The sequence below is a fragment of the Rhizobium leguminosarum bv. viciae genome (assembly GCF_012276115.1).
Lineage (GTDB): Bacteria > Pseudomonadota > Alphaproteobacteria > Rhizobiales > Rhizobiaceae > Rhizobium > Rhizobium leguminosarum_T.
The window spans coordinates 187,606-203,716 of the sequence record NZ_WIEU01000006.1 but is presented as its reverse complement, the minus strand read 5'-3'; the positions used below and the strand labels follow the sequence as shown (position 1 = coordinate 203,716).

At 61.0% G+C, this 16,111-nt stretch carries 16 protein-coding genes and 1 pseudogene; 8 read left to right on the top strand and 9 right to left on the bottom strand.

All coding sequences use genetic code 11. The annotated features are described in order from the left end of the window. Window positions 1-55: 55 nt before the first annotated feature. Window positions 56-2,584 carry a hypothetical protein gene (locus GFM02_RS14050; RefSeq protein WP_168321928.1) on the top strand — a complete coding sequence of 843 codons (2,529 nt, stop codon included), beginning with the start codon at window positions 56-58 and terminating at the stop codon, window positions 2,582-2,584. Between the two features lie 106 nt (window positions 2,585-2,690). Here GFM02_RS14050 and rpoH read toward each other — a convergent pair whose 3' ends face one another. Both rpoH and GFM02_RS14040 read right to left on the bottom strand, forming a co-directional pair. After that, window positions 2,691-3,599: an RNA polymerase sigma factor RpoH gene (gene rpoH, locus GFM02_RS14045; protein WP_168321927.1), complete on the bottom strand. Its 909-nt coding sequence runs from the start codon at window positions 3,597-3,599 to the stop codon at window positions 2,691-2,693. Window positions 3,600-3,789: 190 nt separating this feature from the next. Then, the gene (locus tag GFM02_RS14040; protein WP_168321926.1) at window positions 3,790-4,815 is read right to left on the bottom strand and encodes an RluA family pseudouridine synthase; all 1,026 of its coding nucleotides are present in this window, start codon (window positions 4,813-4,815) and stop codon (window positions 3,790-3,792) included. 42 nt (window positions 4,816-4,857) lie between these two features. Between GFM02_RS14040 and GFM02_RS14035 the strand changes: the two genes are divergently transcribed. Continuing rightward, complete coding sequence (locus tag GFM02_RS14035; RefSeq protein ID WP_168321925.1) at window positions 4,858-5,244, top strand: hypothetical protein; 387 nt, start codon at window positions 4,858-4,860, stop codon at window positions 5,242-5,244. 7 nt (window positions 5,245-5,251) lie between these two features. Continuing rightward, window positions 5,252-6,076 (top strand): TrmH family RNA methyltransferase, encoded by an 825-nt coding sequence (locus GFM02_RS14030; RefSeq protein WP_168321924.1) that lies wholly within the window; start codon window positions 5,252-5,254, stop codon window positions 6,074-6,076. An 84-nt stretch (window positions 6,077-6,160) separates the two neighbouring features. On the opposite strand, the gene GFM02_RS14025 is transcribed toward GFM02_RS14030, so the two are convergent. Together GFM02_RS14025 and GFM02_RS14020 are read right to left on the bottom strand one after the other, a co-directional pair. After that, on the bottom strand, window positions 6,161-7,324 hold the full coding sequence (locus GFM02_RS14025; RefSeq protein ID WP_168321923.1) for a hypothetical protein: 1,164 nt from the start codon (window positions 7,322-7,324) through the stop codon (window positions 6,161-6,163). A gap of 116 nt (window positions 7,325-7,440) precedes the next feature. After that, on the bottom strand, window positions 7,441-8,028 hold the full coding sequence (locus GFM02_RS14020) for a DUF1134 domain-containing protein (RefSeq protein ID WP_027663852.1): 588 nt from the start codon (window positions 8,026-8,028) through the stop codon (window positions 7,441-7,443). A 194-nt stretch (window positions 8,029-8,222) separates the two neighbouring features. Here GFM02_RS14020 and chpT point away from each other — a divergent pair, with 194 nt between their 5' ends. After that, window positions 8,223-8,870: a histidine phosphotransferase ChpT gene (chpT, locus tag GFM02_RS14015; protein WP_003542366.1), complete on the top strand. Its 648-nt coding sequence runs from the start codon at window positions 8,223-8,225 to the stop codon at window positions 8,868-8,870. A 120-nt stretch (window positions 8,871-8,990) separates the two neighbouring features. Then, window positions 8,991-9,353 carry a response regulator gene (locus GFM02_RS14010; protein ID WP_003542364.1) on the top strand — a complete coding sequence of 121 codons (363 nt, stop codon included), beginning with the start codon at window positions 8,991-8,993 and terminating at the stop codon, window positions 9,351-9,353. Window positions 9,354-9,570: 217 nt separating this feature from the next. Here GFM02_RS14010 and ctrA read toward each other — a convergent pair whose 3' ends face one another. Continuing rightward, the gene (gene ctrA, locus GFM02_RS14005; protein WP_003542362.1) at window positions 9,571-10,272 is read right to left on the bottom strand and encodes a response regulator transcription factor CtrA; all 702 of its coding nucleotides are present in this window, start codon (window positions 10,270-10,272) and stop codon (window positions 9,571-9,573) included. A gap of 436 nt (window positions 10,273-10,708) precedes the next feature. Between ctrA and GFM02_RS14000 the strand changes: the two genes are divergently transcribed. Then, window positions 10,709-11,059, top strand: a complete 351-nt coding sequence (locus tag GFM02_RS14000) for a flagellar export protein FliJ (RefSeq protein ID WP_168321991.1) — start codon at window positions 10,709-10,711, stop codon at window positions 11,057-11,059. 204 nt (window positions 11,060-11,263) lie between these two features. On the opposite strand, the gene GFM02_RS13995 is transcribed toward GFM02_RS14000, so the two are convergent. Beyond that, window positions 11,264-11,542 (bottom strand): GNAT family N-acetyltransferase, encoded by a 279-nt coding sequence (locus tag GFM02_RS13995; protein WP_020051356.1) that lies wholly within the window; start codon window positions 11,540-11,542, stop codon window positions 11,264-11,266. A gap of 55 nt (window positions 11,543-11,597) precedes the next feature. Here GFM02_RS13995 and GFM02_RS13990 point away from each other — a divergent pair, with 55 nt between their 5' ends. Further along, complete coding sequence (locus GFM02_RS13990) at window positions 11,598-12,164, top strand: paraquat-inducible protein A (protein WP_020051355.1); 567 nt, start codon at window positions 11,598-11,600, stop codon at window positions 12,162-12,164. A 23-nt stretch (window positions 12,165-12,187) separates the two neighbouring features. On the opposite strand, the gene GFM02_RS13985 is transcribed toward GFM02_RS13990, so the two are convergent. Continuing rightward, entirely contained in the window at window positions 12,188-12,463 is a 276-nt protein-coding gene (locus GFM02_RS13985) for a DUF1153 domain-containing protein (protein WP_007533628.1), read from the bottom strand. Between the two features lie 400 nt (window positions 12,464-12,863). Here GFM02_RS13985 and GFM02_RS13980 point away from each other — a divergent pair. After that, a pseudogene (locus tag GFM02_RS13980) lies at window positions 12,864-13,709 on the top strand (LuxR C-terminal-related transcriptional regulator). 133 nt (window positions 13,710-13,842) lie between these two features. Here GFM02_RS13980 and GFM02_RS13975 read toward each other — a convergent pair. Together GFM02_RS13975 and cysQ are read right to left on the bottom strand one after the other, a co-directional pair. Further along, a complete protein-coding gene (locus GFM02_RS13975) occupies window positions 13,843-14,568 on the bottom strand; it encodes a sugar transferase (protein WP_026265403.1) in 726 nt (241 codons plus the stop codon). Between the two features lie 636 nt (window positions 14,569-15,204). Next, the gene (cysQ, locus tag GFM02_RS13970) at window positions 15,205-16,002 is read right to left on the bottom strand and encodes a 3'(2'),5'-bisphosphate nucleotidase CysQ (RefSeq protein ID WP_168271806.1); all 798 of its coding nucleotides are present in this window, start codon (window positions 16,000-16,002) and stop codon (window positions 15,205-15,207) included. Window positions 16,003-16,111: the final 109 nt, after the last annotated feature.

Genomic DNA, 16,111 nt, shown 5'->3' with positions numbered 1-16,111 from the left:
CGGGTCACTGTGGAGGATGGTTCGGTAGAGTGCCGGACTTCTTGAGAAAGTACTGATGGCGGATTTTATTGCAGTCATTCGGCGGGCCGTCGACGGCCTGGCTGAAAATACCCCCGAGATGCGGGTGAAGGTCTACGAACGTGCCCGCGGCGCAGTGCAGCGGCAGCTCGAGAACATGAAGCCGCGTCCGCCGGAAGCCATGCTGCAACGCCAGCTCGAAAAGCTCGAGGCTGCCATCCGCGAAGTGGAAGGCGAACACTCCGAGGCGATGCCGCTCGATGAGCCGGTTGCGGCCGTCGTCGCGGCGGAATCCTTCGAAGAACAAGCGGTTCCCGACGAAAGCGAACCGGCGCCGGAGACGGCTGTCGAGGAACCGGTCGACGAAACCTATGCGGAACCGCAGGCGGCCGAGGCCGCCGACGAGCCCGATCATGTGGAAGCCGCCGCGTCGGAGGAAACTGAGGAAGAGGTCGCTGCGGAGGAGCCTCTTTCCCAGGAAACGCTCGTTTCCACTGAAACATCCGTTCCCGCGGAAACCCCTGTTTCCGCCGAGACATCGGTTTCACCGGAGACATCCGGTCCGGCCGAAACATACTGGCATCCCTCGCAGGAGGAGGAAGCGCCGGCCGAGGAGTGGCATGCCAGCGAGGCGCGCGACGTCACTGCCGAAGACGTGCCGGCCGAACATGACGGCTGGGAAGCGCCAGCCTCCGAGCATCGCGACGAGCAAGCCGACGAAGACCGTGCTGACGAGCAGCATTCCCTGGAAGCCGACGAGATCGCGGACGAACCGGCGGCGGTGGAAAGCGAGGAGCCGGAGGCCGAGGAGGCCTACGAGCCCGTCGAGCCGTTGCCGCCGATCACCCGCGGCATAGACCACGCATCCAACCGTCTGGTGGAGCCGGTCGCCGATTTCGATCGTCCGCGGGAGTTCGTCGAGCACAGCCGCGAGGAGCCGTTGCAGGCCGAAGCTGCGGCGCATTTCGACCCCGTCTGGACAGAGCCCGTTGCCGAAACGCCGGCTCCGGCGCCTAAGGATGCGGAGACCGAATGGGCGGAAGAGGAACTCCGGCAATATTCGGAGACGGCGCCGGCGCCGATTACCGCCGATGCCTCGGCGCGCGCCTTCGAGGAGGTGATATCGAGCCTCGAAAAGGTGGCACCCGCCGCCGTCATGCCGGCCGCCAAGGAAAGTTTTTCCTGGGAGACGGCTGCCTTCGACGATCTGCCGCCGATCGAGGCCGGCAACAATAAGAAGACGCCGGTTGCCTCTCATTTCGACGATGTCGATATCTTTGCCGAAGTACACAACGGCAAGCCAGCGCCTGCTAGCGGCGCGCCGAGCGAGGACTGGCGCGAGGCGAAGGCGCTGCGCGGCTACGACCGCCGCGGCTCTGTCGCCGCTGATGACGATGACGCCGATCCGTCGATGGATATCGACCAGATTGTCGCCTCCAAGCTGCAGGGCAAGAGCTTCCGTATGGAGCCGAAGCGCCGCCGCTTCGGCATCGGCACCGTGATCACGCTCATCTTCGCACTCATCCTGATCGGTGGCGGCGCCTATGCCGGCTGGACGAACAGGGAGGCGCTGGTGGCGATGGTCGACGGGCTCGTCAGCTCGGCACCGTCGCAGGCGACCAGGAACGAGGCGGCAACGCCGCCGGATGGCTCGGCGACGCCTGCTCAGCCGGGCGCGGTGACGCCAGCCCAGCCAACCACACCAGGAGCGCAGAATACTCCAGCGGCGCCGGCGCAGCCGAATCCGCAGGTAGCGTCAGTGAACAATGACGGCGCTGCGGCCAATTCGAAATTCACCCAGCGGCTGCTCACCGATGGAACCGAGGTCGACAGTGGCCCGGCGACTGTGCCGGGAACGCCGACCGCGGAAGGAAAGTCGGTCGCCGAACAGAATGTTGCGGCAGCCGATACACCGCCTGCCAGCGCGCAGGGCGATGCGGCACCCGCCGACGCGCGGACGCCGAATGGCCCGGTGGCATCGCCGCCGCAGACCGCGCCCGTCGGCTCGTCGCAAAAGATGTTCCTCTATGAGGAGCGCATCGGCCAGAGCTCGCCGACGGCGATCGAGGGATCGGTCGTCTGGAGCGTGCAGCACGAGGCTGGCCAGGATGGCCGGCAGGAGGCGACGGTGCAGGGCAATGTCACGGTTCCCGAGCGCAATCTTTCGGCTCTCGTCACCTTCAAGCGCAATTCCGATCCGTCGCTGCCGGCAAGCCATCTCGTCGAGATCGTCTTCTCGGTGCCGCCGAATTTCGAAGGCGGCAGCATCGACAGCGTCCAGCGCATCTCGATGAAGCGCACGGAGCAGGATCGCGGTGACGCGCTGATCGCGGTTCCGGCCAAGATCACCGACGATTTCCACATGATCGCGCTCAACGACTACCCTGATGCGCGCAAGGCCAATCTCGACCTGATGTCGACCCGCAACTGGATCGATATTCCGATCACCTACCGCAACGGCCGCCGCGCGCTGCTGACGATGGAAAAGGGCGGTACCGGAACGGACGCCTTCAATACCGCGATCAAGGAATGGACTGCGCTCGGAGATGTGTCGACGAGCCAGTGACGGTTTCCCGATCTTGGCGCGGTGCCGAGGCTGCGGACAAAGATGAATGAAAAAGAGAAGGCGGGCCGCAAGGACCCGCCTTCTTCAATTGTATCACGCGACGGGCTTATGCCGTGGCTTCGACGACCCGGACGGCCTTGGCGCGTTCCAGGGCTTCCTTGCGGACGGCGTCCTGCACCTTTTCGAAGGCGCGAACCTCGATTTGGCGAACGCGTTCGCGGCTGATGTCGAATTCACTCGAAAGGTCTTCCAGGGTCACTGGATCCTCGGCGAGGCGGCGGGCCTCGAAGATGCGGCGTTCGCGCTCGTTCAGCACGCTCATCGCTTTCGCCAGCATGCGCCGGCGGGTGTCGAGTTCATCCTGTTCGATCAGCACGTCTTCCTGGCTGTCGTGGTCATCCACCAGCCAATCCTGCCATTGGCCGCCGTCACCTTCGGCTGCCTTGATCGGCGCGTTCAGCGAGGCGTCGCCGGAGAGGCGGCGGTTCATCGAAATGACCTCCTCCTCCGAGACGTTCAGCTTGGTGGCGATCTCCGAGACGTGCTCGGGCTTCAGGTCGCCGTCATCGATTGCCTGGATGCGGCCTTTCAGGCGGCGCAGATTGAAGAACAGGCGCTTCTGGTTGGCGGTCGTGCCCATCTTCACCAGCGACCACGAACGCAGGATATATTCCTGGATCGAAGCCTTGATCCACCACATGGCGTAGGTGGCGAGGCGGAAGCCGCGCTCGGCATCGAACTTCTTGACGGCCTGCATCAGGCCGACATTGCCTTCGGAGACGACTTCGCCGATGGGCAGGCCGTAGCCGCGATAGCCCATCGCGATTTTCGCGACGAGGCGAAGATGGCTGGTGACCAGCTTGTGGGCGGCATCGCGGTCACCATGCTCGGCATAACGCTTGGCGAGCATATATTCCTGCTGCGGCTCCAGCATCGGGAACTTGCGGATTTCGTCGAGGTAACGATTGAGACCGGCTTCACCGGCGGTAATGGACGGCAAGGTATTTCGGGCCATAGTGCACCCTCCTAAAGTGAATTCCGGTTCCCGATGGAAACGCATCCTCGCGTTAAAAAAGGCAAACCGGGACGTGCGGCTCTACTGCGAGCCCGCACTAGGTCAATATACAGATAAGTGTGGCGAAACGGCGGTTCAAGGTGCCGCTCACGCAGGTGTGAGTTGGGCAGGCGGCATTCGGAGCCTGGCTTTATCGCCGCAGCGCTTCGACCAGTTCGACCATATCATTCGGCAGCGGCACCTCGAAATGCATGATTTCGCCGGTGCGGGGATGCTCGAACTGCAGCATGAAGGCATGCAGCGCCTGGCGGCCGAAACCGTTGACGACCTTGCGGATCTCTTCGGGCAGGAGATTGGCTTTGGTCTTGAAGCCGGCGCCGTAAACCGTGTCGCCGAGCAGCGGATGGCCGATATGGGCCATGTGGACACGGATTTGGTGGGTGCGGCCGGTTTCCAGGCGGCACTCGACCAGCGAGGCGAACGCGGTTGCGTCCGGCTTCTCATGGAAGCGCTCGATCACCTGGTAATGCGTGATCGCCTCGTCGGCGTCCTGACTGTCGGGGCGTTTGACGGCGCGGCGCGTGCGGTCGCCGGTGGCGCGGCCGAGCGGCGCGTCGACCGTGCCCGACAGCGTGCGGGGCCGGCCCCAGACGATTGCCTGATAGGCCCGCTCCAGCGGCATGGTGCGGCCATGGTCGGCAAATTGCAGCGACAGGTGGCGATGGGCAATGTCGTTCTTGGCGACGACCATGACGCCTGTCGTGTCCTTGTCGAGACGGTGGACGATGCCGGGGCGGCGCACGCCGCCGATGCCGGAAAGCGTATCGCTGCAATGGTGGATCAGCGCGTTGACCAGCGTTCCCGTCCAGTTGCCGGCGCCGGGATGGACGACGAGACCGGAAGGTTTGGAGATGACGATGACGTCGTCGTCCTCATGGAGGATATCGAGCGGGATGTCCTCGCCCTGCGGCGTCGGGTCTTCCGGCTCCGGCAGCGTGAGTTCGAAACTATCGCCGGTGCGCACCTTGCGCTGCGGGTCGGTGACGGGTTCGCCGCGCAGAAAAACTTGGCCGTCCTTGATCAGCGCCTTGATGCGGCTGCGCGAAAATTCCTCGCCGACCTGCGCCGTCAGCCAGGCGTCCAACCGGCCTTCGGCAGTTTCATCGGCGGTCAGGACTTTTCTATTGCCGGCTGCTTGTTTAAAGGGGTCGCTCAAGACGCTTCTTCTCCGACGTATTTTTTAGAACGGGACGCACAGATGACAGCAATCGAGCCAGACGACCAGGAAGAGAAGCCCCTTGATCCGGCGATGGAAAGTGTCCGGCGCAAGATGGTCCGCCTGCAGATCGTTTCCGGCGCCATCATGTTCGTGAGCCTTATGGCGGTCTTCGGCGCGGTTGTCTACAAGGTGATGCACAGCGAGGCGAAGGAGACGGCGTCCGCTATTACCGCCTCCGGCGTACCCTCGGATGCGCCGCTTGCGGCAACCGTTTCCCTGCCGCTCGGCTTCAAGGTGCAGTCCACTTCGTTTTCCGCAGGGCAGCTTCTGTTCTACGGCGAAACGGTCGAGGGCAAGAACAAGGCGCTGGTCTACGACCTCAGGACCGGCCGCACCGTCGCCGACGTCACTGTTACGGGCAATTGAGGCCGGCATGGCCGCCGTCCCGATCGACATCGACAGCGCCGACGATCCGCGCGTCGCTGAATTCCGCGAGATCCGCGAGCGCGACCTGACAGGCCGAGAGAACCGCTTCATCGCCGAAGGCACCGTCGTGCTGCGCATCCTCGCCGAGGCGCATGCGGCAGGCCGCGGCTTTCTCGCCGAGAAGATCCTGCTGCTGCGCAACCGCGTCGAAGGCGTGCTGCCCATCCTGGAGCGGTTTCCGGTCAATGTGCCGGTCTATGTCGCCGGGGCGGATGTGCTCGATAGCGTCGTCGGTTTCCATCTGCATCGCGGTGTTCTCGCGCTCGGCCGGCGACTGGACCGCGGGGAGGCGGCACTTCTCGACGCGCTGCCGGAACGGGCGCTGGTGCTCGTCGGCTGCGGCATTTCCAATCACGACAATGCCGGCTCGATTTTCCGCAATGCGGCCGCCTTCCGGGCGGATGTAGTGCTGCTCGACGAAACCTCCTGTGATCCACTCTACCGCAAGGCGCTGCGTGTCTCGGTCGGTTCGGTGCTGAGCGTTCCGCACCGTCGCGGCGGCAAGGCGCTGGATGTACTCGTGGCGCTTGCCGAACGGGGCTTTGCCATCTGGACGCTTTCACCGCACGGCAAGACCGATATCCGCGCCATTCCGGCCTCGATGCGCATGGCGCTCGTCGTCGGCACCGAGGGCGAGGGGTTGCCGGAGGCGCTGCTTGCGCGGTTCCAGAGCGCGCGCATTCCACAGTCGGAGGAACTCGACAGCCTCAATGCGGCGACGGCGACGGGGATCGCGCTGTTTTCCATGGCCTCGGCGATGGGCCGGGTCTAACGCATATCCTCTCAAATCGGATTGATTTCAGGGTTCTGCGTCAATTCAAACATGATGGTCAAACATGATGGCGCGCCGCGCGTCCTATCGGACGCTCGGGGGATCGGCGAGGATCGCGGCTGCCCTGTCGGCAAGGTTGACGCGATCGTTCGGCTTCTTTTCAGCAGCTTCGACGAGCAGCGTCCGGATCGGTGAGGAAGGCCCCTCGTCCAGTGCGGTCAGCGCCACCATATTGGCGGCAATCGAGGCGATCTCCTCGCGGATCGCACCATCACGTCCGGCTACGGCCTTTGCCTTTTGCAGGCGCTCGGCCAGGGCGGCGCTGCGTTTACGGACATCCTCGCCCATCTCAGCCGTGACGATGGCGGTGTCGAGCATGGATGTGGTCGTGTCTTCCGTCATTTCCGCCGGCAGCTCCGCGGCCATCCCGGCAAGGCCGGCGTCGCGCAGCACCCGGTTGACCTTGCGGATCTCGGCGTTGGCGGCCTTCAACTGCTCCTTCAGCCTGGCGATCTCCTGTTGGCGGCGCGCGACCAGTGTTTCCTTTTCGATGGCGGAAGCGCTCTCGCGCGCGGCCTTATCCTCCAGGCGGATCACCATATGCTGCTGCTGCGTCAGTTTCTGTTCGGCATCCTTGGCGCGCTTTTGCAGCAGGCTGACGTCCTGGCGCAGCGTGTCGCGTTCGTCGCGCAGCGCGTTAACGCGGAATTTCAGGCTCTCGGCCTCGGTCTCGCGCGCGGCCAGGTCTATTCTCAGCCCATCGGCCTGTTCACCGAGCTTGCTCAGCCGCGTCCGCATCGTCGCCAGTTCGCTCTCCTTGTTGGCAGCGGACTGTTCGGCAATATGCAGATTGGTCTTTAACTGGCTGATATAGTTCTCGTCCTTGCGCAGATGCGAGCGCTGGTCGGCCGCCTCGACATGCATCTCGCCGATCTGGGCCTGCAATTCGCCGATCTCGGCGGCAAGCCTGCCGGCATCGACGGCGAGGGCGTCGTGGCGAAGCTGGAACGACAGGGATTTCTCGCGCTCACGCAGAAGGTCCTGGGTGGTGCGGGCGTTTTCGGCGGCATAAAGCGCGCGCACCATGTCTTTCTGGGCGCGGACCTCCTGCGGGCTCAGCGGCATCGTCGCTTTCAGCCTGTTCTCCGTATACCAGACGATGCGGCGGTGAACGGCGGGCGAGACCAGAAAGACGAGAAAGGCCGCGGTCAGGAAGCCCAATCCGAACAAGAGAGCATATTCGATCACGGCGCGGCCATCGGTAAGAAGGTTGATACGAGGTCAGCCGCGATGATTAAGCACGCGTGACGCGCATGGCAAGGCCGCCGGTGGGGACGGCGGCAGATTCCAGCGGCTTTGAGGCCTCAGAAGGGGTTCCAGGTCGGCGCCTGGGTGATTTTGAGATAGCCGACATTGACGCCGAGGCGAGCACCGACGCCGGTGCGGATCGGCACGACCAGCACGTCGTTGTTCTTGAGCAGCGTCATGCCGAAGCCGGCGATCACATAGGCCGAGCCGCTGACGCCGCCGAAGCGGGCATAGATGCCGTTGACCGAGGGCAGGTCGTAGACCAGCATCATCACACGTGAGCCCTGGCCGCCGTAATCGAGGCCGAGCGAGGGTCCCTGCCAGTAGAGATTATGTTCGCCGGCGTTCTTGGTGTTCAGCTGACCTTCGCCATAGGTAAGGCCGGCGATGAAGGCGCCGCCGCCTTCCTGTCCGAGGATGTAGCCGTTCGGCAAGCCGTATTTCTGGAAGGCACTCTCGACGACCTTAGCAAGTCCGCCGCTGGCAGAGCCGAAGAAGGAGTGGCCGGCGTCGACGATTTCCTGCATCGTGTACTGGCCGTTGTCCTGGGCGGCGGCCGGCCCGGCAATCATCAGCGAGGAGAAGATGAGGGCCGAAAGTAACCTGCAGAAGCCGATGAATCGGTGCGGAAATCGAGGGCGCATGGTGTCATCCGTTCGTCGTTTGGCTGAGAGCGGGCAACCGCTCGCGGCGATTGGTGCATTTTGCGCCGATGATCTTAACAATCGGTTTACCAAATATGGTGTCATTATGGCACCGAGTACGATCGCAAACTTCGCGCAATTTTGATGAAGCATATTCCGGGCGCAATGAAATTGCCGCCCATCAGGAGACAATGATGTCCAAGAACCCCAATCTCACCCTGTCCGGCCCGGATCTGGCCGCGCTTCTTTGCAGCCGCGTTTGCCACGATGTCATCTCGCCGGTCGGCGCGATCAATAACGGGCTGGAGCTCCTGGATGAAGGCGGCGCCGATGCCGATGCGATGGACCTGATCCGCACCAGCGCGCTCAATGCTTCCGTCCGCCTGAAATTCGCACGTCTCGCCTTCGGCGCGTCGGGTTCCGTCGGCGCCTCGATCGACACCGGCGAGGCCGAGCGTGCAGCCAAGGATTTCGCCGTCGCCGAAAAGAAGACCGAGGTGATCTGGAACGGACCGCGCGCCATCGTCGCCAAGAACCGTGTCAAGCTGCTGCTCAACCTCTTCCTCGTTGCCTATTCCGCCATTCCGCGCGGCGGCGTGCTCGAGGTAACGCTCGAAAATCCCGAGTTCGATGCGAAGTTCAAGCTCACGTCCAAAGGCAAACTGATGCGCCTGCCGCCGAAGTTCGTCGAGATATCGACCGGCACTATCGAGGAAGCGATCGATGCCCATTCGATCCAGCCCTATTACACCGTGCTCCTGGCGCAGGAGTGCGGAATGACGCTTGATCACAGCGCCAGCGCCGACGAACTGGTGTTCACGGCAGTGGCTGCGGCAGCCTGATTTCGGGGCGCGGACCTGTGTCGGCGCCCCGTCCGGTAACGATTCGTTAGCCTGATGGACCTATTCTCCAGGGTTGTAAGAGGCTCTTGCTGCGACGAATGCGGGGGCAAAGGAGCGGCCATGCAAAGGTTCATGATCACCGATAATTCGGACATCGTCCGCAAGGTCGGCAAGCGCATTCTCTCCGAACTCGACTTTCTGGTCAGCGAGGCCTCCAACGCCGGCGAGGCGCTGCAGCGCTGCCAGGCGGAGCTGCCGGAATATCTGATCGTCGATTCCGGCATGGAAGGCGCCCTCGACCTCATCGCCGCCATCCGTGCCATGGAGGGCGGCAAAGAGGTCAAGATCTATTACTGCGTCGTCGAGGCGGATCTGAAGAAACTGATGGCGGGCAAACGGGCCGGTGCCACCGACTTCCTGCTGAAGCCGTTCGATCGCAAGATCCTGACCGCCGTTTTCGGAAACCGCGCGATCGCCGCCTGACGGGCAGATCTCTTCCGCCGATATCGGCACCACTGGACCATGATGCCGTGTGCAAGCGGTTTCGGCGACCCCACGTTATTTCCTTGATCGAATACAGAGGATTTCAGGCCGATCCGGCCTGAGTGAGGGCGGATCCTTATTGCGCAGGCAGAAACGAAAAATCCCGCCGAAAAGGCGGGATCTTCGTTTATCCGATAAGGGGGATCGGAAAAAAATATCAGGCGGTTTCGGCGTATTCTGCACCATCCGGCTCGCGAAGAACGTAACCACGGCCCCAGACGGTCTCGATGTAGTTGGCGCCGCCGGCAGCGTTGGCGAGCTTCTTGCGGAGCTTGCAGATGAAGACGTCGATGATCTTCAGTTCCGGTTCGTCCATGCCGCCGTAGAGGTGGTTCAGGAACATTTCCTTGGTGAGGGTGGTGCCCTTGCGGAGCGAAAGCAGCTCCAGCATCTGATATTCCTTGCCCGTCAGGTGGACGCGCTGGCCGCCGACTTCGACCGTCTTGGCATCGAGGTTGACGATCAGCTCGCCCGTCATGATGACCGACTGGGCGTGGCCCTTGGAGCGACGGACGATGGCGTGGATGCGGGCGACGAGCTCGTCCTTGTGGAACGGCTTGGTCATGTAGTCGTCAGCGCCGAAACCGAGGCCGCGAACCTTGTCTTCGATGCCGGCCATGCCCGACAGAATAAGGATGGGCGTCTTGACCTTGGACAGCCGGAGAGTGCGAAGCACTTCATATCCGGACATGTCGGGCAGGTTCAGATCGAGAAGGATGATATCATAATCATACAGCTTGCCCAGATCGACGCCTTCTTCACCGAGATCGGTGGTATAAACATTAAAACTCTCTGATTTAAGCATCAACTCGATGCTCTGCGCTGTCGCGCTGTCATCCTCGATTAGAAGTACCCGCATAATTATCCCCTTTACCGCCGCCGAAAGGTGGTCTGGCCCCCTACACGATACCGAACACGCTACGTGATTTGAAAGCTGCCACGAAATGGTTAACAAATTCTAATTCACTCTGGCAAGGAGTATCGAATTTATTAAGCAATTTTTCCATTTCTCTGTTTTCCAATAGGAATCTCAAAAAGGTGCTCCTCAACTTTAACATTAGGAAACAGCGCTAAGTGATTCATCCGACTCGCCAATGAAAAGGTTCGAACTTCATGCCTCGGCATTTACCGACCCTTAAATCATCGGGCCTATCATTAACGATGCCCGTAAACGAAAGGTTACCAGCGGTAGGTATTTGTTAATATCGCGGGAAATTTTTTAGCAAACCGTGTCAAAGCGGCGCGCAGGGCGGTTTCAAGTTGAGCCGGGGTCTCGCATCACGGGAGTAATGCGTATGAAGTCGCGAGAAAGTCTCGTTCGCCTGAAGGAATTTCAGGTGAACGAAAAACGACGTCAGTTGCAGCAGTTGCAGATGATGATGTCCGAATTCGAACGGATGACGAAGGATCTGGAGAGCCAGATCGTCGTCGAAGAAAAGAAGTCCGGTATTTCCGACCCGAATCACTTTGCTTATCCGACCTTCGCCAAGGCTGCGCGTCAGCGGGCCGACAACCTGCAGGTTTCCATCAAGGAACTGAAGTTGCAGGAAGAGACGCTGGAAATGGCGCTCGAGGAGATGCAAGCGGAATATGCAAGGGCCACAGCGCTGGAAGAGCGTGACGGCGGCGCCAGAGCAAGGGCGTAAGAGAAACGGTGGGTGCCGGCTTCGGCGCCCTGGGATCGCCACTGAGAAGCCATGTATGATGGGCGCGCTGTCCGTTATACATGGCTTTTGGTGTTTGCCTTATGGCGTCGCTCCCACCGGAAACGAGATTCGTCCCCCGCAGGGACGATTTATTTTATGCATTTCCTTGTCCCAAACCCGCTGTGCGCTTTTGGGCGACATGCATTAATTCACCACATCCTTCCATTCCGGATGGCGTTGCGCCTGCGCCTTGAAGAAGGGGCAGAGCGGGATGATCTTCCAGCCGCCGGTGCGGGCTGCCTCCACGGCGTGGAGCGCCAGTGCCTGGCCGACACCTTTACCGCGCAGCGAATCGGGAACGGCCGTGTGATCGATGATGACCAGCTTCGGCGATGTGCGTGAATAGGTCATCTCCGCCTCGTGCCCTTCGACCTCGGCCGCATAGCGGCCGCCGGAGACGCCTTCCTCACTTCGAATGTCCATTGTCTTTCCTCATAACCGATATTGTCATAGCGGACCGTGACATGGCGGCGCGGTCGTGCCAAGCCGTGGAGGCAATACAGGCAGGAGACAGAGTGTTCATGCAAAATGTCGGATCGATGAGAGGTTCGGGGCAATGAGTGCGCTTTCGATGGCTCGCCCCGTGCTTCTCGTGGCTGCGCCGTTCTTCCTGGCGCTCGGCCTCGTCTTGCCGCTGGTCCGTTTCGAGACGCTGTATTTCTTCGACGAAACGCCGTCGCTCATCGAAATCATCGTCTCGCTTTGGCAAGGCGGGGACGGGCTGCTGGCGGCAATCGTCGCCCTGGTTTCGATCCTGCTCCCGTTTCTGAAGATGATCGGCATCACCGTGGAGGCGATGGGGATCACCGCAGAAGCGACGGCCGCCGGGAGTGGGGCCGGCAGCCTGTTCTATCGTCGCGTCGTACCGCATCTGTCCAAGTGGTCGATGATGGATGTGCTGCTCGTCGCGATCGTCATTGCGGCGGCGAAGACGACGGGGCTGGCGGATGCCTTCACGCAGCCCGGCCTCTGGTGCTACGCGGCCTCGTCAATGATTTCGGGCCTTCTTCATTCCCTCATGGGAGATGCGTCCGGCCCGAAATAAATGTCGTCGATGCTGGAGTGTGATCAGTGACGATATTGCTGAATGCGCGTGGTGCGCAGGCCGGCAAGACCGTGGCTGTTGATCGACGACTGCCAGGATAGGAATTCTTCGACCGTGAGCGTGTAACGCTCGCAGGCCTCTTCCAAGCTCAACAAGCCACCGCGGACAGCCGCGACAACCTCTGCCTTCCGGCGAATCACCCAACGCCGCGTATTGGGCGGCGGAAGATCCGCGATCGTCAGGGGGCTGCCATCGGGGCCGATGACATATTTTACTCGGGGACGTATCATTTCGGTCATTGGACTCTCTACACAACGCAAGACCACGAGCCCCACTCTAGCGTGCCACATTTAAAAATTGCCTAAACCCATCGTAAGACTTTGATAACAAATTTAGACGCCCGCCCTGGCTGGTGATGTAGGGCGGCTGCCTGCCGCTACGTCAATTTGTAGCGTCTGCATGGGAGCCATGCGGAATAAATATTAGCTGATTTCCCGGGACGATCTTATAAGGGCGGCAACATAAGAATGAGCGCAAGACTTCGTCTCCGTTCTTCCCGCTGTATCAGTCCAGTTCGTGTTTTTGATGCTTCGTATCCTCGGGATGCGGGGCAGAAACCGTCTTTGCTGATGCCCCGGCGCGAAGTTTTCGCCGCCGGCAGCGAGGTCGAGCCGAAGCTGGCCATACGAGGATATGAAGTTGAAGAGACGTGAGCGCGCAGTCGGCGACTGCGCTGAGGATGTTGCATTTTCGCCTTCGCAGGCCGGTGGCGCCGGGGTTTCGGCCGACGACGGCAAGGAACGGCTCGACGCGATGGCGAAGCTTGCGGACTTCGATTTCTATCTGCTCTCGGCTTTCCCGCGGGGCGACCGCACAGCTTTCACCGAAAACCGGTTGATCAGCAATTGGCCGCAAAGCCTTGTCGGCTTTTACGAGGCTGCCGATCTCTTCTATTGCAGCAGACTGGTGACCGCGATGAAGCGGACAATCGTGCCGATCTTCTGCGAGGAGGGGTCGTTTGCGGGCAGCGCCGCCAATCAGGAAAACCGCAAACTCAACGCGCTCTTTCAAATGCACGGGCTGAAGAATACCTTCGCCTTCACGCTGCACGACGCTGACCTGAAACAATACATCTTCGCCTTCTCAGGCGGCTGTCCTATGCCCACGCGAGAGCAGGCGATGGCGCTGCTCTACGGCTGCACGGAGCTTCTGGACAAGGTTTCGCGTAGCAGCAGCGTGGAGGATGGCCCGTTGGAGACGCTCACCCGGCGCGAAATCGAATGCCTGCGACGCTGCCTGATTCCTTAAATCGGAATCGATTTAAGGAATCAGGCAGCAATTCAAAGTGCTACAGCGTCCTTTGCGCATCTAAAAAGACGCGCGGCGCTGTAGTCGGCGGCCGGCAAGAGCAGCGACGAGATCGCGATCATTCTCGATCTCTCGGCGCATACGGTGGTGGGTTATCTGAAGGGCGCGATGCGCAAGCTCGATTCGGTCAGCCGCATGCAGGCGGTCGCCAGAGCATTCCGGTACCGGCTGCTCTGAGGCAGCCGGCCTTTCTCACAAAGCTAAAGCTGGGAAGCATGTCGCGCAAAATGTGCATCGCTTTTTGTGCGACATGCGCAAAAACAAAGATAAAAAAAGCGCGAGGAGCGAATCTGAAAGATCGCGACGCGCTTTAGAAGCCTTTTCCGCGGGTCAGCTCCGACACGATGGTTCCGAAAATGATGCGCATGTCCATCAAGATCGAAAAATTCCCGACGTAGTAGAGATCGCTGGCGATGCGGGCGCGCGCCTTGGCCGGACGATCGGTCGGACCGCGCAGGCCGCGCATCTGGGCAAGACCCGTCATGCCGGGGCGCATCGCATGGCGCTGATGGTATTCCGGTACGAGCTCTTCGTAGAGCACGCCGCCGGCGCGCATGCCGATCGCATGGCAGCGCGGGCCGACGACCGACATGTGGCCTAGCAGTACGTTCAGCAGCTGCGGCAACTCATCGACATTCGTGCGGCGCAGAATGGCACCGACGCGAGTGACGCGCGGATCGTTCATCACCGTCTGGGCAACGCCGGAGACGTCGCAGAGGTCGGTGCGCATGGAACGGAACTTGTAGACCTTGATAGCCTTGCAGTTCTTGCCCCAGCGGGTCTGCTTGAAGAGCACCGGCCCTGGGCTGTCGATCTTGATCAGCAGGGCGACGAACAGAAGGAAAGGGGCGAGGACGAGGAGGGCGCTCAACGACGAAACAATGTCGAACGCCCGCTTCAGGACCAAATCCACCAACGGCGCCTGCGGCGCATCGCTGTGGATAACAGGGGTCTGAATCTTCAGGCTCGGCTGCTGGCGGCGGCTCGGCCGGAAGGACTCTGTCGAAATGCTGTTGTTTAATTCCGTGATGCTCAAGGATCGTACTCTGTTGTCTTCGAGGGGGCGCGGCGGCAATAGGCGATCAATGGTTAACCCTGTCACCAGGGCTGCACTTAGGTCTTGGTAACCCTACTAAAACGGAAAAATGCGACAATTGTGTAATGGTGTCCAGAGAAATATCGCATCGCAGCAAATCTTTCGCATGTGCGTTAAGTTGAGGCAAGCTCATGATATTTCGTTAATAATTGGAATTTCGTCAAGGTTTTTAGGACTTTGGCGGGGGTTCGCCGGGGCTGGCGATGCGCCGTTCCGGCACGTGACCTAGGTCTCTTAACTGTATTTCTTAAGGGAACACGAGGCGAAATTTCTCTGGTGAAGATATCGATCATCCTAGAAGCCGTGTCAAAATGTGACAGAATCAAGGCGGGCTTGGTGAAGGGATAGCGTCTGGAAAAGATGCAGACGACGAGTTTACGGCCAGAATCAGTTGGTGAGACCCGATCGCGCGAATCACTCCACAGCTCGAAATAGACATGCTTCCAGACACGCAGGGGGAGGTTATTTGGCGGGCAAAGAGACGGCCCGCTCAGGGGGCGTTTGTCGGAGATCGCGGATTGGCGGCGAGGCAAAGGATTGCGCCGCCTGCCGGTATTCAGCGATATCCGCGGGTGATTACGCCGGTTCGAGAACGCGTTTCCTGCCACCCCAGGAGATGAAGTTCGGGTTGGCGAAGTCGAAATCGGCCGCCATTCCTGTCTTTCCGTACGTCAGCGGCATTCCGTCAAGCGTCACCGTCGAACCGCCGGCGGCACGCAGCACCGCATCACCGGCCGCAGTGTCCCATTCCATCGTGCGGGTGAAGCGCGGATAGACGTCGGCCTTGCCCTCGGCCAGCAGGCAGAATTTAAGCGAGGAGCCGATATTGGTGCATTTGAAGATCGCGTGGTCGGCGAGGAAGCTTCCGGTCTCCGGGCTGTTGTGACGAAGGCTTGCAAGCGCCAGCCTGTCGTCCGGCTGTTCGCGCACCGTGATTGCGCTGCGTGCGCCAACCGTGAAATCGTCCATGACGACGAGCCTTTCGGCGTGGCCGCGTTCTCCAGAGAAGGCAAGCGCGAGCGCCGGTGCATAGACGATGCCGGCCACCGGGGCGCCGTTCTCGATATAGGCGATATTGACGGTGAATTCCTGTCGTCCGTCGACGAATTCACGGGTGCCGTCGAGAGGGTCGACGAGGAAGAAGCCTCGGCCGCTGATGTCAGGCACCTTGCCGGCGGCGACCGATTCTTCCGCCACGACGGGTATTTCGGGATAATCTCTGGCGAGATGAGCGAGGATGATGCGTTCGGCCTCTTCGTCGGCGACCGTGACCGGACTTGCATCCGCCTTCATGGCGACAGGGAAGCCTTCGCGCAAGACTGTAATGATGGCCTTGCCGGCTTCGAGCGCCGCCTTTTCAAATGTCCTCAGCATTGTCCTTTTGCCGTTCGCCACGCGGCGAGCACCCCGCTGTCGCTCGTCCGCAAACCATCCCTGTCACAACCAGATACGCAAGTTTATATGGCGTTCCCCGCCGTGCTCC